This is a genomic window from Rhizobium sp. HT1-10, from assembly GCF_049472505.1.
Lineage (GTDB): Bacteria > Pseudomonadota > Alphaproteobacteria > Rhizobiales > Rhizobiaceae > Rhizobium.
The window spans coordinates 248,714-269,903 of sequence record NZ_JBCEBQ010000006.1 but is presented as its reverse complement, the minus strand read 5'-3'; the positions used below and the strand labels follow the sequence as shown (position 1 = coordinate 269,903).

Genomic DNA, 21,190 nt, shown 5'->3' with positions numbered 1-21,190 from the left:
AAGGGAATCATACACGATGGACCAGCTATCAGCGATGCGCGCTTTCGCACGCGTGGTCGAAACCGGCAATTTTACCCGTGCCGCCGCCACCCTGTCGATGCCCAAGGCCACGGTGACGACGCTGATCCAGGCGCTCGAACAGCATCTGCGCACCAAATTGCTCAACCGCACGACCCGTCGCGTCATGGTGACGACCGACGGCGCGCTCTACTACGAGCGGGCCATCCAGATCCTGTCCGAGATCGAAGAACTCGACGGCAGCGTCAGCAATTCGCAAAGCCTGCCCAGCGGTCGTCTGCGCGTCGAAATGGCCGGCGCCTTCGCCGACGCGATCGTCTTTCCCGCCCTCGCCGATTTTCACCAACGCTATCCCGACATCCAGATCGACATGGGCGTCGGCGATCGTCTGGTCGACTATCTCGCCGAAAATGTCGACTGCGCCTTGCGCGCCGGAACACCCAGCGACCAGTCGCTGATTGCCCGTCGTGTCGCCGAGATACCGGTCGTCACCTGTGCATCGCCGGCTTACATCGAGAAATTCGGCGCGCTTGAACATCCTCTCGACATCGAAAAAGGTCATTACGGCATCAACTATTTCCAGGCCCAGACTGGCAAGACGATGCCCTTCCATTTCAGCCGTGACGACGAAACCCACGAGATCGTGCCCCGCTATATTCTTTCCACCAACGATGCCCGAAGCTTTGTCACCGCCGCACTGAATGGCCTCGGCATCGTGCAGGCACCCGCCTTCATGGTTCGCGAGCCTTTGGCGGAAGGCAAGCTCGTACCGATGCTGAAGGACTGGCGCCGACCACCCCTGCCCCTGCACATCGTCTATCCACCGAACAGGCACCTCAGCAACAAGGTCCGCGTCTTCGTCGACTGGCTGGCAAGGCTGCTGGTCACATCAGGCGTTGGTGATCACTAGGCCCGACCGCAACTGTTTGACCCGCCAACCCTTCCTCCCATCCCAAACCGAGCCCATCGTTCACTCAACGGGAGCCCCCATGGCTGAAACCAATTCCACCGCGCCTGCGGTACCACTGACATTGGCCGCAGCCCTTGCCCCTGTCGCAACCGTCCTCATTTGGTCCGGAAATGTCGTGGTCACGGAAGCGGCCTCGGGCGTGATCGCGCCGGGATCGATAGCATTCTATCGCTGGCTGATCGCCTTCCTCGTGTTGCTGCCCTTCGTCGCCAGGGCCGCCTGGAAGCATAGGGCCGTCGCGGCCCGCCATGGACTGCAGCTTGCAATCCTGGGCGCACTCGGGATGGTGGTCTATCAAAGCCTCGCCTACGAGGCTGCCAAGACCACCTCGGCTGTCAACATGGGCGTCATGTTGGCGCTGATGCCGCTGATGTCGGCGCTTCTCGCCAGCCTGTTTGCTGCAGAGCGCCTCTCATTCAGCCGCGTGGCAGGTGGCCTCGTTTCCCTGGGAGGGTTGCTGTGGCTGACGTCGCACGGCCAGCCCGCGACGCTGCTGACCGGCGGCTTTCACCTTGGCGACGGGTTGATGCTCATCGCCATCGCCGCCAATTCGCTCTACGGCGTGTTGCTGCGACGCTGGATTATTCCGCTCTCCATGTGGCTGCAACTGTTCTGGCAGATCGCCGCCGCAACGCTGCTGCTGGTGCCAGTCTGGCTGATGGGCACCATCTCGCCGATCACGATGAACAACCTGCCGCTGATCCTTTACGCGGCCATCCCGACATCGCTGGTCGCGCCGCTCTGCTGGATGACCGCAATAAGGCAGCTCGGCGCTGCCCGCACCGCGCTATTCATCAACCTCCTGCCGGTCGTCGTCGCCGTTCTCGCCTGGGCCATCCTCAAGGAACAGCTGCACGCCTACCATGCCATCGGCGGCGGCCTTGCCCTCCTCGGTGTCGGCATCGGATTGCGGCAACGCAAATCAACAGAACTGCGGTAGAGCCCGTCGTCGCGAGAAAGATTTAGCCACCGACACAATCCTGAGATGTTTTTTTCGCTCTGACCAATGAAAGCCGCTATAGATGCGAGCGTCAGCAGCGAAAGCAGCAGGCGCCGTGGCCAGCGGCGCATTGAGGAAGATGGGCCTCCTCGACCCCAGGCGTGGGCCTCGCTGTTGAACTGGAGGTGACCTATGTGGTTTTTCCCACTTAGCTTCACGCTTGTTCTAAGAAAAACCCGCACGAACTGGTCAGTGACCGTGCGGGTCCAATTCTTGTAACAGGAAAGGTGGATGAAGTTTGCGCTTTATCCACCACTCCAAACTAAGTCAAAGCGGCCACATTTGCAAGTGCAGCGTCGCTCCAGGGTTGCAAGCACACCCGTTCAATCGCGGATCAAACCCAGAATTTAGTTGAACTATAAAATATCCCGTGATCCAATGATCCCTGATGGCAGAGAGGGACCCCGCCTCTGCGCAGATTTCATTCGGCAACCCCGCGAGATACCTATGAGCATTGCAGCCTCGAGCCCGACATTCACCGGTGAAAACGGCTTCCCCGTAGAGGAATTGCGCGGCATGTTTCCGGCGCTGCATAAGGCCGGCGACTTCATCTTCCTCGACAACGCTGGCGGTGCGCAGGTGCCGCAGGTGGTTGTCGACGCGGTGGCAAACCATCTGATCGACTTTAACGTCCAGCGCATGGCGAAGTACCAGCACAGCCAGGGCGTCGACCGCAACCTCGATGAGGCCCGCGAGACCGTCGGCCTGCTGGTGAACGCCTATCGCCCGGAGGAGATTTCCTTCGGGCTCAACGCAACCTCGTTCATCCGCCTCGTCAGCCTCGGCATTGCCAAGATGCTGCAGACGCGCAACGAGATCGTCGTCACCGACATGGACCACGACGCCAACATCGCCACCTGGACGGCGCTCGAGGCAGACGGCGCCAAGATCGTCTGGTGGCATATGCGCGAGGATGGCACCCTGCACACCGAGGACCTGCAACCTCTTCTGTCCGAGCGCACCCGCCTTGTCGCCTGCACCGTCACCGCCCATTCGATCGGCACCATCGTCGACGTCAAGACGGTCGGCGAGCTCGCCCATGCCGCCGGCGCGGAAGTCTTCCTTGACTGCGTGCATTACGGGCCGCACGGGTTGATCGACGTGCAGGACTGGAACTGCGACTATCTCGTCTGCTCCGGCTACAAGAATTTCTCGCCGCACATGGGGTTCCTCTGGGGTCGCTACGACGCGCTGGTAAAGCTGCCGACCTTCAAGGAGGATTTCATTCCCGATATGCCGCCCTACAAGATCGAGGTCGGCACTTTTGCCTATGAAAACGTCGCCGGCATGAATGCCGCCGTCAAATACCTGGAGCGGTTGGGCCAGCGCTTCCTTCCCGCAGGCGAGCACCCCCGCCGCGCCGCCATATCAGCCGCCATGGGCGCCATCCGCCATTATGAGACGACGCTTTCGCGTGAACTGCTGCAGATCCTGAAACGCCACGGCGCCGTCATCTACGGTATTTCGGACGAGAGCATGGTCGAAGGCCGCGTCCCCACCATCTGCTTCAACATCCCCGGCCTGGCGCCCCAGCAGATCGCCAGGGAGATGGGCGAGGCCGGAATTGGCCTGCGCGACGGCCACATGTTTGCCCCCCGCCTGATGAAGCGCCTCGGCCTGACCATGGAACAGGGGGCGCTCAGGATTTCGATGGTGCACTACAACACGCTCGAAGAAGCAGCCCGCTTCGATCAGGCGCTCGGCCAGATCATCGCCCGCCTGAGGGTGGATTAAGTCCGATACCCGGCCCTCGCCAGGATCGGCAGTACCTGGTCGCAGAAATAGGGTAGCTCATCCGTGTAGTTGACGAAGGACAGGGCGATGCCGGCATAGCCTTTTTCGCTGATTTCGATCATCTGCGCGGCAATGCTTTCGGGTGTCCCGATCAGTGGAAAGCTACCCGCACCGCCGGCGAAACGCTGACGATAGCGGTCATAGGCGGCAGCGTCGTGCGACTGCGAAAACGCCTTCTTGCCGGCCATATGGTCATCGACCGCTTCGTGGTCGGCAAGGGTGACGGCATAGCGTGTATAATAGTCCTCCGCCTCCTGCCGGCTTTCCCGGCAGACGACATGGCAGACCGTGTAGACGCCGACGTCGCGGCCGGTTCCGGCTGTCCGCTTCCGGATGTCGGCGACGGGGTCGCCGGCATCCGCCATCTCGGTAAAGGTGGTGAAGAGATAGTCGCAATGGGCGGCGGCAAAATCGCGGCCGGGACCACCGAAGGCAGCATTCATGGTCACCGGACGCGGGCTTTGCAGGCTGGCGGGACGGCTGACCACATCCTTGAGCGTGTAGTATTCGCCGTCGAAGTCGAACGGCTGGGCCAAGCCATAGGCGCGCTCGACGATATCGAGCCACTCGGCCGCCTGGTCATAACCTTTCTCGACAAGCGGCGCCCCGAACATCCCGAATTCCTTGGGGTTCCAGCCACAGACGATATTGAGGCCCGCCCGGCCGCCGCTGACATGATCGACCGTCGCCAACGATTTCGCGGCGTAGAGTGGATGCACCAGAGGCACATGGACTGTCATGAACAGACCGATCCGCTCGGTTGAGGCCGCCAGCGCCGCCGCCCAGGTAAAGGTCTCGAACGACCATTCGCGCACCCGGTTACGGCCGCCGAAGCCGCGCCAGCGGGCGATCGGCAGCAGGAACTCCAGGCCGGCCCGGTCGGCGATTTGCGCTGCCGTCAGATTGTCGGCCCAACTGGCCGTCCAACGCTCCGGCACATCGGTGATCGCCAGGCCGCCATCCGCATTGGTGGAAAAGACGCCGAGCTTCAGCCTGTTCGACCCCTTGAGCGGATGTTGCTTGATCATGAAATCCCCCTCGTCTCACCCGCAGGCTACGACCTCCCTATAATATTTCAACCCTAAAATAGATTCCCGCTTCGCAGCCCCATCGTTTCGGTTTATCGATGACGACAAGATTGCCGATGCCTCAGGAGCCGTCATGTCCAGTTTTCGCCAGCGCTGCCTCGACCGCGCTCCGCTCATCGGCACGTTTTCGGCCATTCCCCATCCTGTTGCCATCGAGGTCGTGGCCATGGCCGGCGTGGATTTTCTTTGCATCGACTGGGAGCATTCCCAGATCAGCCGCGAACGGATCGAGGATCTGATCCGTGCCGCCGATGTCCACCGCGTGCCGGCGATTGTCCGGGTCCCCGGCCATGCGCCGGAATCGATCGCTGCCGTCCTCGATGCCGGCGCAGCAGGCGTGCTGGTGCCGCGCGTCTCGACCGCCGCACAAGCGCAAGCGGCTGTCATGGCGACGCGCTACCCACCGATAGGGGAGCGCGGGGTCGGCCCCGGACGGGCTGCGGCCTATGGATACCGCATCCCGGATTATCTGGCGAAAGCCAACGCGCAACTGGTTCTCGCCATCCAGGTGGAGACGGCTGAAGGCCTTGCCAATATCGGCGAAATTGCTGCCGTCGAGGGCGTCGACGTCATCTTCATCGGCCCCGGCGACCTCTCCGTCTCCATCGACGCCCTTGGCCCGGAGGGCAAGGAAAAGCTGGACGGCGCCATCCGCACCATTACGCAAACCGCGCTCGCCGCAGGCAGATGCGTCGGGATTTTCCGCCCCTCCACGTCAGACATCGCCACTTGGTTTGCCTCGGGCATCAGCTTCTATCTGCTGGCCAGCGACACGATGTTCCTCGGCGCCGCCATGGCCGAAAACGCCGTTGCGGCCCGCAATCTCTGCAACGGGCAACGCTGAACTTTTAGTCGATTATATTCAATGACATGCAGCATGAATTTGTCCTTCTTCGAGAGATCGAAGACCGAGACTTTTTAAGCTTCAACTTTTTTCCTTGAAATGCCTCTCGATTTGGATAACCATTCCAGACAGAGGGGTGATCCGAGCTGTTTTGCACCTGTACGCATGGATGTCTTGGCGCCTGATTTCGAGGAGATATCGTGCCTTTACCAACTTCGACCGTAGCCGAAAGCAACCTTAATGCCTTTAACGGCATCCGTGCGCAGATCCGCGATCTGCACACCGAAAACATCGCGGAACTCGCGATGCGCGCACGTGAACTCGGCGATGTGATACCGCTCTGGTATGGCGAAGGCGACATGGTGACGCCGGCCTTCATCCGCGATGCCGCCAAGCAGGCGCTCGATGACGGCGCGACCTTCTACATTCCCAACATGCGCGGCTCCGCACCGCTTAACGAAGCTCTGTCGGCCTATCAGTCGCGGCTCCATGATCGCGACATCCCGATCCAGCGCACGACCATCGCGCCGGGCGGAATGCAGGCCCTCTACCTTGCCCTGGAACTGTTGGTCGATGTCGGCAGCAATGTCGTCTATGTCGCGCCGCAATGGCCGAACATCCACAATGCCATCCACCTGATCGGCGGCGAGCCGCGCCCGGTTCCGCTCGATTTCGACACCGACTGGCATCTCGATCTCGACAAGCTGTTTGCCCGCTGCGATGCCCGCACCCGCGCCATCTGCCTGTCCACCCCGTCCAATCCGACCGGCTGGACAGCTTCGCGTGACGAGATGAAGGCGCTGCTCGATTTCAGCCGTCGCACCGGCATCTGGATCATTTCCGACGAGGTTTACGCGCGGCTCTATTTCGACGGGATCGTCGCCCCGTCGATCCTCCAGGTCGCAGAAGACGGCGATCGCGTCATTTCCGTCAACAGCTTCTCCAAGGCCTGGGCCATGACCGGCTGGCGCATCGGCTGGCTGACCCATCCCTCAGGCGTCGCCGACCAATTGGCGGCAATGACCCAGTACATCAACAGCGGCACGGCGGCGATGATACAGGCCGGCGCGCTGGCCGCGGTGCGCGATGGCGAGCCGCTGGTCGAGGATGTCAGGCAGAAGATCAAGGCCGGCCTCGATCTCGCCTATCACAGGCTTCCGGAGATCCCGGGTATCATCCTGCCGACCAAACCGCGCGGCGGCATGTATGCCTTTTTCGCGCTGGAAGGCGAAAGCGATGCGCGCGCCGCCTGCACCCGCATCCTCGAGACGTCGCACGTCGGCCTGGCACCGGGCTACCTGTTCGGTGACAGCTCGCGGGCCTTCCTGCGCATGTGCATCTTCCGCGACATCGAGCAGATCCGCACCGCGCTCGACCGCATGGTCGGCGCCATGAAATGACGGCCTGCCCAGAAGGGCAGCCCGGCAATACCCCGCGGGCCAACGATGCCCACGGGTCCATAACCAGAGGGAGACAGACATGAATTTTACGCGTCGTAATCTATTGGTCCTGGCGGCCGCAGTCGGCATGGCCGGCGGAGCATCTTTCGCCCATGCGGCCGACACCCTGAACGTCGGCTCCTATCCGAGCAACCCGCCCTTCGAATACAAGACCGACAAGGGCACCTTCGAGGGCTTCGAAGTCGACATCGTCACCGAAGCGGCCAAGCGCGCCGGCATGACACCCGAAATCGCCGATTACGGTTTTCAAGCCTTGTTCGCCGGCACTTCGTCCAAGCGCATCGACGTCGCCATCTCGTCGATCACCATCACTCCGGAGCGGCTGAAGTCGCAGTCCTTCACCCAGCCCTATTATGATTCCGACATGGGCGTCGCTGCCAAGTCCGACAGCACGATCAAGAGCATCGCCGATCTCAAGGGCAAGACCATCGGCGTTCTGTCCGGCTCGACCGGCGCCAAATGGGTGGACGAAAACAAGGCGGCCGACGGCTTTGCCGACGTCAAGGGCTATAACGCGCAGCAGGAGATGTTCCTCGACCTCGGCGCCGGCCGCATCGACGCCGTCGTCAGCGATGTCCCCGGCATGGAATATCTGTTCGTCAAGATGAAGGGCTTTGCCGTCAAGGAGCGCATCAAGACCGGCGAGCAGTACGGCCTGATGATGACCAAGGACTCGCCGCTGCTCGGCAAGATCAACGATGCCCTGACCGCCATGAAGAAGGACGGCACCACCCAGGCGATCCACAAGAAGTGGTTCGGCAGCGATGCGCCGGCCGGATCCTCGACCGTTACCGAAAAGCCGATCCCGAAGGCCTGAGCGAACAATCCCGATCATCATCCATGCCGGTCGATCCGCGGCCGGCATGGATGTGCCTGACTGAACGCAAGACAGACCGGTGAAACCCATGTCGCTCGTCGAGACCTTTTTCAACTCCGACGTCCTGATGTCGGCCATTCCCGCCCTGCTGCGCGGCCTCTGGAATACCATCCTGCTCGGGATGATGAGCATCCTCATCGGCGTACCGCTCGGCCTTATCATCAGCCTCGTCCGCCTCTACGCGCCAAAACCGTTCCGGCTTCTCGCCGTCGGCTACATCGACATTTTGCGCGCGACGCCTGTCCTCGTGGTGCTGATCCTGATCTACTATGCCCTGCCCTTCCTCGGCATCAGGCTGTCGTCCTGGGCATCGGCCGTCATCGCCTTCTCGATCGTCATGGCCGCCTATTCGGCAGAGGTCTTCCGCTCCGGCATCGAAAGTGTCTCCCGGGGCCAGTTCGAGGCAGCCGCAGCGCTCGGCCTGCCCTTCATCGTCACTCTCTACAAAGTGGTTCTGCCCCAGGCCGTCCGCATCGTCATCCCGCCGATGACCAGCAATTGCGTGTCGATGTTCAAGGATACGTCGCTGGCCTCGACCGTAGCCCTGCCAGAACTCCTGAAGGAAGCGCAGGACGCCCAGGCGCTCTACGCCAACCCCTCGCCGCTGATCGGCGCGGCTCTCGTTTATATCATCCTGCTCTGGCCGATGGTGCGGCTTGTCAGCATGCTGGAAAAGCGCTTCAAGAACGAAAAGGCGCATTGAGATCGGCAGTTTCAGTCTGAACCTCCGCCCGCTTTTCCTCTGGCAAGGCAGGGTGAGGAAAGCATAGGTGGGAGTTTCGGCTAGCGGAGGTGCACTGCCAACCTTGGGTCCACACGACACGAAATCCTCAGGATGACCCGGTTTCTCGGTGATAGGGTTGGCCGTGCTGGCATTGCTGGCTAGGTATCCCCCACACTAGTGGTGAGACGGCGAAATGAAAGCCCATGTCCACTTCTCACCACCAAGAGAACTAGGGACATGGTGAAGCCCGCTATGCCGATCCCACCAATGACGTCGGCCATGTAGTGATTGGAGACAATTGCCGCTGAAAAACCCATTAAGAGATTGAGCGCAAGTGCTGGATATCGGATCGGCTTGACCCCCCATGCAGCCCAGGCACATAGGACGGCACTCGCGGCGTGAACCGATGGAAAGGTAACGATCCCTTTCATCCGATCCAGATTAAAGACGAAGCTGGGATCTCCCCGAACTCCGACAAGCTGATCCATGAAGACAGTTGGTGTTCCGGGGTCGAGGTTCCTTAGGGTTACGGGATCGAAATTATAGAATGAATAAGTCCCTACGGCAGGATACCAGATCGAAATAAACCCACTGATAAAGCAGATCACTGCGAACATTATCGTCATCTGGTAGGCACGGGCGGCATTGCCTGAGAAGCTTAATATGATGGGCAGCAGCAGCAGTTGGAAACCGAAGCTGTAATAGGCATAGACAAGGCATTTCGACAGCAAAGCATTGCTATCGATCCACGGGATCACACGCTGCCAGTGCCACCCCAGCGCCCGGTCCATGGCCGCAAGTTGAAGGTCGGCCCAGGGCATGTTCAGATGCGCAGCTGAATAGATCGACAGCGCTTCGGGAAGGACAAGGAGAACGCCGAGAAAATGCGTTTCTACGGTCGCTCTGAGTTTCAGAGCGCCAAATCTGGTACAAAGATAGCTGGCAGCCAAGACGCTGATGACCTGCAGCAAGCCAGGTATTGCCAGCCCGGCGAGATCAGTTTTCATGCCAAGTAGAAGGGGTAAAGGGAGAGCGATCGCGTAGGCCCAGATGACGAGGCCAAATAGCGCAATCCTCGCACGAAGAACATTATCCATATCCACTCCAATACGCTTGGAGAAACTGCCGCAGAGACGTTAAAAACCGGTAATTGCACGACTGGAAGCCAGGCGTTTTTTTTCGAGATAGACTACGCTTTTCGCGATAAGATCAGCCGGCAGATGGCTGGAACGCGTATCGGCGCGGTGCTGCCGGATCCTGAAGCGCATTTTCCAGGCAAGGCTTAAGGCCAGACACCCAATGACGACGATCGCTAAGCCGCACGCGGGCGTTCAGTTCTCTCCGCGGATATGTTAGGCAAGCCGCGCGGCATTGCTCTTGCCGTGATGGTCGATTCTACGTGAAACGGAGCCCAGATGATCGAGAGCGAAACCCGGCAGGCGGATTGGCGGCGCGCGAACCCTGCAAAATACGAGGCCCATCTGGCCGTCCAAAGAGCTCTCAAATCAGGTCATCTGGAAAAGCAGGCCTGCGAAGTCTGCGGCGTCGGGGATGTCGATGCCCATCACGACCACTACGAGAACGCGTTGCATGTACGCTGGCTCTGCCGCCAGCATCACACGCGCCTCCACCATTATGGCGAGGACATGTTTCCGGTGGGCGCGGCGGCCGATCTGCAGGCGCCCCGCGCGGTGGCGGATGGAACCGGGTACGACGGCAGTTAGCCAGACGAGGCTCATCGAGCCAGCCCGACATCCCTGCTCACCCGACAGCCCTGCTCAATCGAAATCGTTACCCGAAAGGTGGTTGCTGACGGAGGCCTTGACCTTGCCGATATCGGTCCAGAGCTCCGCGACGATGGCCGGATCGACATCGGCCAGCATGTCGCGCAGCCAGCCCTCATGGGCGGCCGCCATCGCGCTAAACAGCGTCTTGCCCTTCGGCGTCAGCTTGGCGACGGTGACGCGACGGTCGCCATGGGGCGTCTCGCGCAACACCATGCCGTCGATCTCGAGACGTTCGACAAGCCCCGTGACGTTGCCGTTGGTCACCATCGTCCGCTTGGAGAGTTCGCCCAGCCGCAGCCCATCGCTCTCGCGGTAGAGCTGCGCCATCAGGTCGAACTGCGGCAGCGTCGCCCCGAACTCGGCACGCAATCGGCGCCGCACTTCCTGCGATATGAGTTTCGTGGTCGACAGCATGCGCAGCCAGAGGCGCAGTTCCTGCTTCTTGCCATCCTGGGCGCCGTGGGCGATCGCCTCCAGATCGACAATTTCGCTTTCTGCTTCGGCCATGATCCTCGCTCGAATTCCTGGACCGCAATCCCTGATACCCTGGAATACGGAGCGACATTTGAAATGTCAAAGGTTTCGGACCCGGCCGCCTGCGACGGCAGTGGATAGACTATTTAGTCAGCATCCGGGCAAGCAGGAAGCCGGAGCCCGCCCCCGTTCCCGCCCCGGGCCAGGTGGACGCGCCGCACATGTAGAGAGACTTGACCGGCGTCTTGTAGCGCGAATAGCCGGCGACCGGACGGAACAGAAAGTTCTGATCGAGATGGTGGCTGCCCGAGAGACTGTCGCCACCGATGAGATTGGGGTTTCCCCGCTCCAGATCCAGCGGCGACACCACCGATCGTCCGAGGATCTTGCCCCGCAGGCCCGGCGCATAGGTCTCGATGATATCGATGACACGCTCGGCATAGGCCTCCTTGGCCGCATCCCAGTCACGCGCTGTGATCTCTCCGGCGGCATCGCCGACGATCTCAGCTGGAAGCACGCGCACCTGCACCCAGAGCACATGCTGTCCGGCCGGCGCCCGCAATGGATCGATGGCCGTCGGCTGGCCGACGACCAGGGCCGGCTCGACCGGCAGCAGGCCGCCAGCCGCTTCCGCATAGACCTTTGACATCATCTCGAGATCGGGCGCGATATGCACATAGGCAAAGCTCTTCAGCGCCTCGCCGGCGGTCCAATCCGGCAGGCTGTCCAGGGCCAGGTGGATCATCATCGCCCCGGGCCCAGCCCGGAACCGACTGACTTTCCGGTCGAAATCCTGGCGCTTCGGATCGGCGTCGAGGAGTTTTCCGAACAGGTTTTTCGGATTGACGTTGGCAATGACCGCTTGGCTCGCCTCCAGCCGGCGGCCATCGGCAAGCAGCACGCCAGTTGCCCTGCCGCCGGAGACCAGCACCTTGTCGACCGCCGTTCCCAGCAGAATCTCGCCGCCCCTCGCGATCAGCATGGCGCTCATCGCCTTGATGATCGTATCGGCGCCTCCCTGGCCGATGACCATGCCGAATGCCTGGTTGGCCATCGACTCCAGATAGGGAAACAGCGCACCACCGGCGACATCGGGAGCGAAATCGAGATGCAGGCCCCAGGCTGCCATCATCGCCTTCAGCTTTGCATGGCGGAAACGGGCATCGAGAAAATCGCGAGGCGAGGCGAGCAGCATGCGCGCCGTGTCGTAGAGCCAGCCGCTGCCCTTCTCGCGCCAGGCTTTCCACACGACCCTGGCCGACGCAAGAGACGGCATGGGTGCCCCCAGCAGACCGAAGATATGCGGCGCATCGGAGCCGAACTCGGACAGCATCGCCCGCCAGGCCGCCGCGTCCTCGGGCGACAGCGCGGCAATGGCACCTGCGGTCTTGTCGAGATCTGTGCTGACGCCGAGATAGCTGCCGTCGCGAAAGACACTGGCAAAACAATCGGCAGCCGGCACGAAGCCGAGACCGTGGGAAAGGAGCTCCTCCCGATACTGCGCGAGAAAAGCGGAACCGGCGAACATCGAGAGGTTCATGGCGCAGAGATCGTGCCGGAATCCCGGCAATGTCACCTCTTCGGTCCTGACCGCGCCACCGGCCGTGGCATTGCCTTCGACAACGGCGACCTTCCAGCCTTTTGCCGCCAAATGCACTGCCGCCGCAAGGCCATTGTGCCCGGCTCCCACCACCACCGCATCGTAAGCCATGACCCGCCTCTCGTTCCCTTGTGTTTATATGGCATATGCATACATTTTGGTGCGACAGCATCAAGGGCGTTGCTCGGACAATGACGTTTTTCAGCGTTCTCGCCGTTGCATTTCGTTTATCGAGATCTTCGCAGATCGCCTCATTCATAGGCTTTCTGCAGCATTTATCGATGTCCCGGCAAAGCCGTGGAATTCAGACCTGACTGGCCCGGACAGATGCTTGCAATATCATATGGCCTGGCATAGGCTCCTCTCATCCAACCGTCAGCCTCGGATCAAGAAGGGCAGCTTAAGCCCCGTCCAGCGAGGCTAGGCTTTCGTTCAAGGGGAACATGGAATGACGTCGAACGCTCTCGCCAATCTCGCCACCGCCCTGATCTCGGGCTCCATCAAAGTCGTCGATCTGACGGCTACGCTCGGCCCCGACACGCCGGTTCTTTATCTTCCGCCGCAGTTTGGCAAGAACACCCCGCAGGTCAAGGTTCACACGATCTCGCAGTATAACGAGGACGGACCGTTCTGGGCGTGGAACTGGCTGGAACTCGGCGAGCACACCGGCACGCATTTTGACGCGCCGAGCCACTGGATCACCGGCAAGGATAATCCGCAGAACACCACCGACACCATTCCGACCCAGAATTTCGTGGCGCCGGTCAATGTCATCGACCGCTCCAAGGAAGCTGCGGCTAATCCGGATTACCTCCTGACGGTCGACAGCATCAAGGAATGGGAAGCCGAGCACGGCGACATAGAGGCCGGCACCTGGGTCTTGCTGCGCACCGACTGGTACAAGCGCAACGGCTCGACCGAAACCTTCCTCAACGCCGACGAGAACGGCCCCCATTCGCCGGGACCGACCGCCGAAGCGATCGAATATCTGCTGACCAAGGGCATCATCGGCTGGGGCCAGGAAACCATCGGCACAGACGCCGGTTCGGCCGGCGGCATGAACCCGCCCTTCCCGGCCCATAATCTGATGCACAAGAACAACCGCTACGGCCTGGCCAGCCTCTGCCAGCTCGACCAGTTGCCGCCGAAGGGCGCAATCCTCATCGCCGCCCCGCTGAAGATCGTGTCCGGTACCGGCTCCCCCGTCCGAGCCCTGGCGCTCATCGCGCAGTAGGCCGCGCATGCCCTCCGGCGCTCCCTCTCTCCGCCACCGGCAAGCCACCTGGCCCGGGAGAGCGTTTGCCGAAGGGCACCGGGCGCTTTCGAGCCCTGCTGCGGTCAAAGGACCGGCGGAAGCATCATCGCCGCCGCCGCCCTACGCCCCCGCCCGAACGATAGCCCTAGCCATCGCGCCACCCACCTTCCTCCCTCATTCCTGTGCTTGTCACAGGAATCCACCCACGGCGCGTCCGCGCCGTCAAGGGATGTCGCCGAGCCCGTCATATACCCTCCCGGCCCCGACGAGCGGGCCCCACCCTCCGACAACAAACCTTTGCGGGGCACCGGCATGAGCACCTATGACTACATCATCGTCGGCAGCGGTATCAACGCGCTGGTCGCGGCGGCGATGCTGGGGAAAAAGGGGCGCAAGGTCCTGGTCCTCGAGCGCAACGAGCGCATCGGCGGCTGCCTGCGCAGCGAGGAAATCACCGAGCCCGGCTTTGTCCACGATGTCATGGCAACGACGATGGTGCTGTTCCTCACCTCGCCCGCCTATGGCGCGTTGGGCAAGGATTTGGAAGCCCGCGGCCTGGAGTTCGCCCATGCCGACCTGCCGACCGGCGTGTTGCGACCGGACGGGTCCCATGTGATCTTCTCCAAGGACCGCGAGCGTAATATAGCCACGTTCGAAGCCTCGGCGGCGGGTGATGGAAAGGCTTTTTCAGCCGAAATGGACAGGCTGGGCGCCGATGCGCCCTTCCTGTTTTCGCTGCTCGGCGGCGCGCTCTGGTCGAGCACCATCCTGAAGACCGTCTCCCGCCAGGCCTGGGGACGCGGACTGCGCAACCTGGCGGGCTGGTTCGGAAACGCGCTCGCACCCGCCCGTGGCTATCTCCAGTCCGCCTATGGCTCGGACCTGACCCGCGCGCTCTGGGCACCTTGGGTGCTGCATTGCGGCCTCAGCCCGGAAGATGCCTATTCCGCCGAGATGCTGAAGGTCATCGGTTTCGCCATAGAGCTTGCCGGTTGCCCGGTCGCCGAGGGCGGTGCCGGCACCCTGCTGACGGCTTTCGAAAGGCTGATCGTCGATCAGGGCGGCACCATCCGCACAAGCGCCGATGTCGAACACATCATTCCGGCATCCGGCTCGGCCTCAGGCCAGGCCGTTGGCGGCGTTCGGCTGACCTCGGGCGAAACACTCCACGCTGCCGGCGGCGTGATCTGCTCGACGACACCCAACCAGCTCTACGGGCGACTGATGGATGCCTGGCCCCAACCGCTGCCGGCGCAGATCGAAAAGGACGTCGCCCAGTATCGGTACGGCAAGGGCAACATGCAGATCCACTACGCGCTATCGGCCCCGCCTCGCTGGAAAGCCAATTCCGAACTCGGCAGGGTGGCGTTGCTCCACCTGACACCCGGCCTCGACGGCGTATCACGCGCCTGCAACGAGTGCGAACGCGGGCTTCTGCCGGCAGACCCCACGGTCTGCGTCGGCCAACCCGTCTCCTTCGACCCGAGCCGCGCGCCGGAGGGAAAGTCGATCCTCTGGCTGCAACTGCCGGAAGCCCCGCGGGTGCTGAAGGGCGACGCCGCCGGCGAGATCGAGACGCCAGCCGACGGCCGTTGGACCGAGACCGTGCGCGAACAATATGCCGACCGCATCGAGGCGCTGCTGGCCAGCCACATCGAGAACTTTGCCGATATCAAACTTGCGCGCCGCGCCTATTCGCCGGCCGATCTCGAGACGATGAACATGAACCTTGTCGGTGGCGATCCCTATGGCGGCCATTGCGGGCTGGATCAGTTTTTTCTCTGGCGGCCCTTCAAGTCTTCGGTTAATCACCGCACCCATATCAAGGGCCTGTACCACATCGGTGCGTCGTCCCACCCGGGCCCTGGCCTCGGCGGCGGTTCGGGTTTCCTGCTCGCATCCTCGCTGAAATAACAGGAATACGAGGAGGCTTGTCTTCATGGAAGAACGGTTTTCAGGCGTCGTACTGAGGCGCAAGGACGATGGCTACGATGCCCGTCCGACCTTGGGCGAGATCGGCCTCAACCATTTCGCCCCCTATCTGATGAACCGCCTGATGTCCCGCTGGAACGCCAACATGGCCGACGAGCTGAAGGAACTCGACATCTCGACCACCAAGATGCGGGCGCTGGCCGTCCTCAGCGTCTCGACCTCGGTCACCATCAACGAGCTGTCGATCTTCGCCGTCACCGAGCAGTCGACGATGAGCCGGACGCTGGATTCGCTGGAGGCCCAGGGCTACATCCGCCGTCAACCGCGCCCAGAGGACATGCGCATCCGCGATGTCTCGATCACCGAGGAAGGCCGCGCCGCCTTCGAAAAGCTCTGGCCGACCATGTACGATCTGTTGCTGCAGATGTTCGACGGCGTCGAGGAAGCCGAATACCGCGCCTTCATCGGAACGCTGCACAAGGTGCTGCATAATATCCGCAGGCACGAAATCTGAAGTTCACGCAGCGACACCCACAATACGCCCTGTCGCAAGGACAGGGCGCAATGGATCTGGATCAGTCGGCCGCGTGAAGCTGCGGCCTTTACTGGGTCTGGGTGATGGCGGCGGGCGTGGTACTGGCGGGCGCCACCGGCGCATTGGATTTGCCGACGGAATACATCACCCCGACAAAGACCACGCAAGCAACGATCGTGATTGCTGCCAGCTTGGCAATAGACGCGATGCTGGTCCGCTCGCTACCGAATCCCAGTTCTTCTGAAGTCATCGTAAAAAAACTCCTCCTGTTGATGCAGCCGCTTCTCCTCTTCGTCTGCATCGATACAGGCTAACACAGCTTCGACCGGGTTGCAGCCTTTTATGCGCGCAACGTTTGCGGCAGTGCAACATAAGCGTTTTCGGGCTGAATCAGCTTTAGTTCACAAGCCGGCCATGGCTGGCTAGCCACGACGACGGAGCAGTTGGATAGGATAAGGCAGGCGTTTCACATCTGCCTGCCAGCCGGCGAACAGGCATAGGATACTTGCCGCAACTGCCTCACTGAAGCCGTTGCCTGTCTCAAGCACTTCCAACGGACAAACACTCCAGTCGTAAATCTAGCAGCGGCCGTAAAGCCCCGCCTCCCTCATTGCTGTGCTTGTCACAGCAATCCAGCCACAGCGCGTCTGCGCCGTGAGAGACATTATCGCCCAAGGACTTGGCGGCTGGATACCTGTGACGCGCACAGGAATGAGGATGGGGCTGCTCTTGCGCCTGCAGCTTGACTTGAGCCGCCCGGCCCCGGCTCGGCCTAGCTTGCCCTGGAGTTAGATGGCTTCCCCCAATGTGTTCAAGCCCCTCGGCCTACAGTGTCGCCACCGTCTTCAAGGCCCCATCGAGCGCGATACCGCTTTCATCCAGCAGCGCTGCCTGGCGCAGGCGATTCATCCAGGCGGCGCCGTCGTCGCGGTGGCGGAGCAGCGGCAGCGCCGACATCACGCGGTCGAATTTGGAGAGGCCGCGGGCGTGGGTGTCGGAATAGCCCTTGACCAGGCGGCGGTTATTGATGACCTCGACGGCTAGATCGTAGTTTGACGACAGCAGGCGGCCGGCCTCGGCAAGCCAGGCCTCGCGATGCGCCATCTCGCGCGCGTGCCGCAGGTTGCCGCGGCGCGTGCCGCGCAAGGCCGAGACGACATAGAGACCGAGGAACCAGAACAGCGTGCCGGTCTTGACACGGCGGCCCTTGTTGACGACGCGATCCAGCCGCGCAAACAGCCTTGGCCGGTTCTCGATCCAGAGCCCGAGACGCTTCGGCAATGTGCCGCAGATCTCCTCCATGCGCGGATGCATGTATTCGGTCATGTAGACGATCTGGTCCGCCTTGGCGCCGACCTCCGTGCGGACGCGATCGAAGCGCGAGGCCCGCACCTTCAGGTCGGCAACGCGGATGACATCGTCATAGGCCATCGCGATCGCCACGTATTTGGCGGCCTGGACGGTGAAGGCAAAGCCCTTGTCCGCGCCGCCGTGCTTGCGGTCGAGCGCATGGAGGGCGGCAACGCGGGTCAAATACTCGTCGCCATAGGCCGGATCCTGAAAGTCGGTCAGCTTCTTTGCGCCGGCATAGAGCAGCGGATGCGCCTGTTCGGGAAATTCCGCGCGGATGCGATGGACGATCTTGTCGAGCGCGGGATGACCTGCCGTTTCCGGCAGAACGTCAAAATGCTTGTGCGGCGTGGCCGACACGACGTCGTTGGTCTTGGCGGTAGCGCGCTCGAAGGCGGCGTTGAAAGCCTTGAGGCTGGGCTCGATGCCCTTGCCGCCGCCGCGAATGGTGGCCTCGAACATCTCCTTGGCGAAGGGGAGCACGCCGGCAGCCGCCAGCGCGCCGAACATCGACGACGAGATGACGCTGCCGTTCTTGGCCGCCAGCGTTTCCATGTCGAAGGCGATGATCCGTTTGGCAGCGAAGTCCGTGGCGTCGACGACAACCTCGGGATTGCCGATGCCATCGCCCGGCTTTTCCTTCTCGCCGACGGCAAGCGCGCGGTGGGTCGAGGCGATCAGCGTCGTGCGATCGGGCGTCACCAGGCCGCGCAGCACCGAGCGGCCGGCTTCCATCAGTTCGGCGGCGAGCACGATATCGACATCGCCCGGCGTCGGCATCAGCGCGAAAATCGGATGACGGCCATCGCGGGCCGGCAGCAGCTCGAGGTAATAGATGGTGGCGCCGGTGCGCTGGGCGACGCCGGGGACGGAGGTCGTCTGCGCCATCCAGCCCTGGCTTTCGGCGAGGCCAACGATCCAGTCGGCCAGCACTCCGCCGCCCTGCCCGCCCATGGCGAGAATGGCGATGGAAATCGGCTTGTCGGTCGACAGGCGGGTGGCGCCGATGGCGGTCGCGGCAATCTGCTCGTTCATGGCGATCCCCTCAATCTGCAAACACGATGCGGCGAGCCTTTTGGCGCGCCTGCAGCCAGCCGATGACCGCACCGCGCATTCGCGCGGCAAAGCGGTCCCAGCCGGTGGGATTGTGGATGATATCGGCGCGGTAGAACGACGGACAGAGGATGGCGGCCTCCGCCACCTCGCCGCAATTGCCGCAGCCGACGCAGCTGTTGTCGATGGCAGCGACCGGATCGTCCTTCAGCGGATCGTCGGTGTGCTTGACCGACAGCGACGGACAGCCGGAAAGGCGGATGCAGGCGTGATCGCCGGTGCAGACATCCTCATCGACGCCGAACCGCTCCTTGACCATGCGCTTGCCGTCCTTGACCGCCTTGTTGAAGAGCGGCTTGATGCGGCGCTGCTTGTTGAGCATGCATTCCGACGAGGCCACGATGATCTTCGGGCCGGGCTCCTTGGTCGTCAGCGCCTCGCGAAACGTGTCGCGCATCTTGGCGACATCGTAGGTCCGGTCGATCTGGCGGACCCAGGTGGCGCCGATGCCCTTCACGGCATTGACGATCGAGTTGTTGGTCTTGCGCCGTGGATTGTCGGCGCGCGACGACAGGATATCCTGGCCGCCAGTGGCTGCCGAATAGAAATTATCGACGACGAGAATGACGCCGTCCTGCTTGTTGAACACGGCGTTGCCGACCGAGGTGGCAAGCCCATTGTGCCAGAAGCCGCCATCGCCCATGACCGAGATCGAGCGCTTGTCCGCCTCGACATTGAACGCCGAGGCCGAGGCGGGTCCGAGACCATAGCCCATCGTCGTGCCGCCGATGTTGAAGGGCGGCAGGATCGAGAACAGGTGGCAGCCGATATCGGCGGCGACATGATGCTCGCCGAGTTCCTGTTCCACCAGCTTCATCGCCGCAAAGATCGGCCGCTCCGGACAGCCGATGCAGAAACCGGCAGGCCTCGGCGGCACGACTTCGGCCAGCGCCTTGACCTTGGGATCGTTGAGAACGGGCGACGGATCGGGCAGCGGCGGCTGGTTGCCGAGCAGCACGCGGGCATGGGTCTCGAGGAACAGCTTGATGCCCTTCATCAGCACCTGCGTCGTGTACTCGCCGCCCATCGGCAAGGTATCCTTGCCGGCGATGCGGGTCTGGATATCACGGCGGCGCAGGATGGTGTTGAGCGACTGCTCGATATACTCCGGCGCCCCCTCCTCGATCATCAGCACGGCCTTCTTGCTCGCGCAGAATTCCGCCAGCTGGTCGTCGATCAGCGGATAGGCGACGTTGAGCACATACATCGGCACCGAACAGTTGCCGTAGACATCGGCCAGGCCCAACTGCTGCAGCGAGCGCATCACCCCGTTGTACATGCCGCCCAACAGAATGAGGCCGACATCGCCCTCGCTGGGACCGAAATATTCGTTGAGCTTGCGGCTCTTGATGAATTCGACGGCGGCCGGCCAGCGCTGTTCGAGCTTCTGCTTCTCGTGAACGAATGTGGCTGGCGGCAGCACGATGCGGTTGACGTCGCGGATCGGATTTTCCAGCGCCTGGCGCAGCGTGTATTCCGGCCGCTTGTTGTTTTTCGCCTCGAACTGGCCGTGAACATGGCAGCTGCGGATGCCGACCTGCAGCATGACAGGCGTGTTGGAGGCCTCGGAAAGCTCGAAGCCGGTTTCCACGGCAGCGACGATCGACGGCAGGTTGGGGCGCGGATTGAGCAGCCACATCTGCGACTTCATCGCATAGGCATGGCTGCGCTCCTGCATGATCGACGATCCCTCGCCGTAGTCCTCGCCGATAATGATCAGCGCCCCGCCGGTCACGCCGCCTGACGACAGGTTGGACAGCGCATCCGAGGCGACATTGGTGCCGGCCGTCGACTTCCAGGTGACCGCCCCGCGCACCGGATACATGACGGAGGCGGACAGCATCGCAGCCGCCGCCGCCTCGGAGGCGGACGTCTCGAAGTGAATACCGAGGTCTTCCATGACATCCTTGGCATCGGCCAGAACGTCCATCAGATGCGAGATCGGCGAGCCCTGGTAGCCGCCGACATAGGAGACGCCGGATTGCAGCAGGGCCTTGGTAATCGCGAGAATGCCTTCGCCACGGAAGGTATCGCCTTCCCCCAGCTTCAGATCCTCGACTTCGCGGGCAAAAGACCGTTCAGCCATCTTAGTTCCCTTTCGCCCTTTTCAGGCGTTTTCTTTAATCATTTGCAAAAGCATATTTTGCGCTTCGTCTGACTGTCAATCAACAAATGTCTTTTCCTCGATCACAATGCATGTCTCCGATTGGAGCCGAGCAAAGCACAGGCAGGCTCAGCCACTTAAATATGCAAACGCATACGATCTACTCATCTTGAGTAAACGATGATTGCGACCACCAGCCGGCCGACGAGACTGGCTCAGCAATTTTTTTACAACGCCAGAGAATCCGCTTGCGGTTTCAAAAGGA

18 protein-coding genes are annotated in these 21,190 nt (G+C 61.9%); 11 read left to right on the top strand and 7 right to left on the bottom strand.

Annotated elements, in window-relative coordinates:
- Window positions 1–16: 16 nt before the first annotated feature.
- From VH564_RS17175 to VH564_RS17165, 3 genes are all read left to right on the top strand, one after another.
- The gene (locus tag VH564_RS17175; RefSeq protein WP_423341074.1) at window positions 17–928 is read left to right on the top strand and encodes a LysR substrate-binding domain-containing protein; all 912 of its coding nucleotides are present in this window, start codon (window positions 17–19) and stop codon (window positions 926–928) included.
- 79 nt (window positions 929–1,007) lie between these two features.
- Window positions 1,008–1,928, top strand: a complete 921-nt coding sequence (locus tag VH564_RS17170) for a DMT family transporter (RefSeq protein ID WP_423341073.1) — start codon at window positions 1,008–1,010, stop codon at window positions 1,926–1,928.
- Between the two features lie 507 nt (window positions 1,929–2,435).
- The gene (locus VH564_RS17165) at window positions 2,436–3,722 is read left to right on the top strand and encodes a cysteine desulfurase-like protein (protein WP_423341072.1); all 1,287 of its coding nucleotides are present in this window, start codon (window positions 2,436–2,438) and stop codon (window positions 3,720–3,722) included.
- Here VH564_RS17165 and VH564_RS17160 read toward each other — a convergent pair.
- Window positions 3,719–4,810, bottom strand: coding sequence for an LLM class flavin-dependent oxidoreductase (locus VH564_RS17160; protein WP_423341071.1), 1,092 nt, complete (start codon window positions 4,808–4,810; stop codon window positions 3,719–3,721). The genes VH564_RS17165 and VH564_RS17160 overlap by 4 nt on opposite strands.
- A 133-nt stretch (window positions 4,811–4,943) precedes the next feature.
- On the opposite strand from VH564_RS17160, the gene VH564_RS17155 reads away from it, so the two are divergent.
- From VH564_RS17155 to VH564_RS17140, 4 genes are all read left to right on the top strand, one after another.
- The gene (locus VH564_RS17155; protein WP_423341070.1) at window positions 4,944–5,714 is read left to right on the top strand and encodes an HpcH/HpaI aldolase family protein; all 771 of its coding nucleotides are present in this window, start codon (window positions 4,944–4,946) and stop codon (window positions 5,712–5,714) included.
- A 200-nt stretch (window positions 5,715–5,914) separates the two neighbouring features.
- Complete coding sequence (locus VH564_RS17150; RefSeq protein ID WP_423341069.1) at window positions 5,915–7,114, top strand: pyridoxal phosphate-dependent aminotransferase; 1,200 nt, start codon at window positions 5,915–5,917, stop codon at window positions 7,112–7,114.
- Window positions 7,115–7,193: 79 nt separating this feature from the next.
- Window positions 7,194–7,991 carry an ABC transporter substrate-binding protein gene (locus VH564_RS17145; RefSeq protein ID WP_423341068.1) on the top strand — a complete coding sequence of 266 codons (798 nt, stop codon included), beginning with the start codon at window positions 7,194–7,196 and terminating at the stop codon, window positions 7,989–7,991.
- A gap of 88 nt (window positions 7,992–8,079) precedes the next feature.
- A complete protein-coding gene (locus VH564_RS17140; protein ID WP_423341067.1) occupies window positions 8,080–8,754 on the top strand; it encodes an amino acid ABC transporter permease in 675 nt (224 codons plus the stop codon).
- Between the two features lie 179 nt (window positions 8,755–8,933).
- On the opposite strand, the gene VH564_RS17135 is transcribed toward VH564_RS17140, so the two are convergent.
- Complete coding sequence (locus tag VH564_RS17135; RefSeq protein ID WP_423341066.1) at window positions 8,934–9,872, bottom strand: phosphatase PAP2 family protein; 939 nt, start codon at window positions 9,870–9,872, stop codon at window positions 8,934–8,936.
- A 318-nt stretch (window positions 9,873–10,190) separates the two neighbouring features.
- Here VH564_RS17135 and VH564_RS17130 point away from each other — a divergent pair, with 318 nt between their 5' ends.
- Window positions 10,191–10,499, top strand: coding sequence for a hypothetical protein (locus VH564_RS17130; RefSeq protein ID WP_423341065.1), 309 nt, complete (start codon window positions 10,191–10,193; stop codon window positions 10,497–10,499).
- 54 nt (window positions 10,500–10,553) lie between these two features.
- Here VH564_RS17130 and VH564_RS17125 read toward each other — a convergent pair whose 3' ends face one another.
- Together VH564_RS17125 and VH564_RS17120 are read right to left on the bottom strand one after the other, a co-directional pair.
- Window positions 10,554–11,069, bottom strand: a complete 516-nt coding sequence (locus tag VH564_RS17125) for a MarR family winged helix-turn-helix transcriptional regulator (protein ID WP_423341064.1) — start codon at window positions 11,067–11,069, stop codon at window positions 10,554–10,556.
- 109 nt (window positions 11,070–11,178) lie between these two features.
- The gene (locus VH564_RS17120; RefSeq protein WP_423341063.1) at window positions 11,179–12,747 is read right to left on the bottom strand and encodes a phytoene desaturase family protein; all 1,569 of its coding nucleotides are present in this window, start codon (window positions 12,745–12,747) and stop codon (window positions 11,179–11,181) included.
- 337 nt (window positions 12,748–13,084) lie between these two features.
- On the opposite strand from VH564_RS17120, the gene VH564_RS17115 reads away from it, so the two are divergent.
- The 3 genes from VH564_RS17115 to VH564_RS17105 all read left to right on the top strand — a co-directional run bounded on the left by VH564_RS17115 (window position 13,085) and on the right by VH564_RS17105 (window position 16,337).
- Complete coding sequence (locus tag VH564_RS17115) at window positions 13,085–13,870, top strand: cyclase family protein (RefSeq protein ID WP_423341062.1); 786 nt, start codon at window positions 13,085–13,087, stop codon at window positions 13,868–13,870.
- A 333-nt stretch (window positions 13,871–14,203) separates the two neighbouring features.
- A complete protein-coding gene (locus tag VH564_RS17110; protein ID WP_423341061.1) occupies window positions 14,204–15,805 on the top strand; it encodes a phytoene desaturase family protein in 1,602 nt (533 codons plus the stop codon).
- Window positions 15,806–15,830: 25 nt separating this feature from the next.
- Window positions 15,831–16,337 carry a MarR family winged helix-turn-helix transcriptional regulator gene (locus tag VH564_RS17105; RefSeq protein WP_423341060.1) on the top strand — a complete coding sequence of 169 codons (507 nt, stop codon included), beginning with the start codon at window positions 15,831–15,833 and terminating at the stop codon, window positions 16,335–16,337.
- An 88-nt stretch (window positions 16,338–16,425) separates the two neighbouring features.
- Here VH564_RS17105 and VH564_RS17100 read toward each other — a convergent pair whose 3' ends face one another.
- From VH564_RS17100 to VH564_RS17090, 3 genes are all read right to left on the bottom strand, one after another.
- A complete protein-coding gene (locus tag VH564_RS17100; protein ID WP_423341059.1) occupies window positions 16,426–16,608 on the bottom strand; it encodes a hypothetical protein in 183 nt (60 codons plus the stop codon).
- Window positions 16,609–17,183: 575 nt separating this feature from the next.
- Window positions 17,184–18,743, bottom strand: coding sequence for an indolepyruvate oxidoreductase subunit beta family protein (locus VH564_RS17095; RefSeq protein WP_423341058.1), 1,560 nt, complete (start codon window positions 18,741–18,743; stop codon window positions 17,184–17,186).
- Window positions 18,744–18,753: 10 nt separating this feature from the next.
- Complete coding sequence (locus VH564_RS17090) at window positions 18,754–20,907, bottom strand: thiamine pyrophosphate-dependent enzyme (RefSeq protein WP_423341057.1); 2,154 nt, start codon at window positions 20,905–20,907, stop codon at window positions 18,754–18,756.
- Window positions 20,908–21,190: the final 283 nt, after the last annotated feature.

Excerpts from the sequence above, each read along its gene's own strand:
- VH564_RS17175 (WP_423341074.1), top strand. The coding sequence starts at position 17 with ATGGACCAGCTATCAGCGATGCGCGCTTTCGCACGCGTGGTCGAAACC.
- VH564_RS17170 (WP_423341073.1), top strand. The coding sequence starts at position 1,008 with ATGGCTGAAACCAATTCCACCGCGCCTGCGGTACCACTGACATTGGCC.
- VH564_RS17165 (WP_423341072.1), top strand. The coding sequence starts at position 2,436 with ATGAGCATTGCAGCCTCGAGCCCGACATTCACCGGTGAAAACGGCTTC.
- VH564_RS17160 (WP_423341071.1), bottom strand. The coding sequence starts at position 4,810 with ATGATCAAGCAACATCCGCTCAAGGGGTCGAACAGGCTGAAGCTCGGC.
- VH564_RS17155 (WP_423341070.1), top strand. The coding sequence starts at position 4,944 with ATGTCCAGTTTTCGCCAGCGCTGCCTCGACCGCGCTCCGCTCATCGGC.
- VH564_RS17145 (WP_423341068.1), top strand. The coding sequence starts at position 7,194 with ATGAATTTTACGCGTCGTAATCTATTGGTCCTGGCGGCCGCAGTCGGC.
- VH564_RS17140 (WP_423341067.1), top strand. The coding sequence starts at position 8,080 with ATGTCGCTCGTCGAGACCTTTTTCAACTCCGACGTCCTGATGTCGGCC.
- VH564_RS17135 (WP_423341066.1), bottom strand. The coding sequence starts at position 9,872 with ATGGATAATGTTCTTCGTGCGAGGATTGCGCTATTTGGCCTCGTCATC.
- VH564_RS17130 (WP_423341065.1), top strand. The coding sequence starts at position 10,191 with ATGATCGAGAGCGAAACCCGGCAGGCGGATTGGCGGCGCGCGAACCCT.
- VH564_RS17125 (WP_423341064.1), bottom strand. The coding sequence starts at position 11,069 with ATGGCCGAAGCAGAAAGCGAAATTGTCGATCTGGAGGCGATCGCCCAC.
- VH564_RS17120 (WP_423341063.1), bottom strand. The coding sequence starts at position 12,747 with ATGGCTTACGATGCGGTGGTGGTGGGAGCCGGGCACAATGGCCTTGCG.
- VH564_RS17115 (WP_423341062.1), top strand. The coding sequence starts at position 13,085 with ATGACGTCGAACGCTCTCGCCAATCTCGCCACCGCCCTGATCTCGGGC.
- VH564_RS17110 (WP_423341061.1), top strand. The coding sequence starts at position 14,204 with ATGAGCACCTATGACTACATCATCGTCGGCAGCGGTATCAACGCGCTG.
- VH564_RS17105 (WP_423341060.1), top strand. The coding sequence starts at position 15,831 with ATGGAAGAACGGTTTTCAGGCGTCGTACTGAGGCGCAAGGACGATGGC.
- VH564_RS17100 (WP_423341059.1), bottom strand. The coding sequence starts at position 16,608 with ATGACTTCAGAAGAACTGGGATTCGGTAGCGAGCGGACCAGCATCGCG.
- VH564_RS17095 (WP_423341058.1), bottom strand. The coding sequence starts at position 18,743 with ATGAACGAGCAGATTGCCGCGACCGCCATCGGCGCCACCCGCCTGTCG.
- VH564_RS17090 (WP_423341057.1), bottom strand. The coding sequence starts at position 20,907 with ATGGCTGAACGGTCTTTTGCCCGCGAAGTCGAGGATCTGAAGCTGGGG.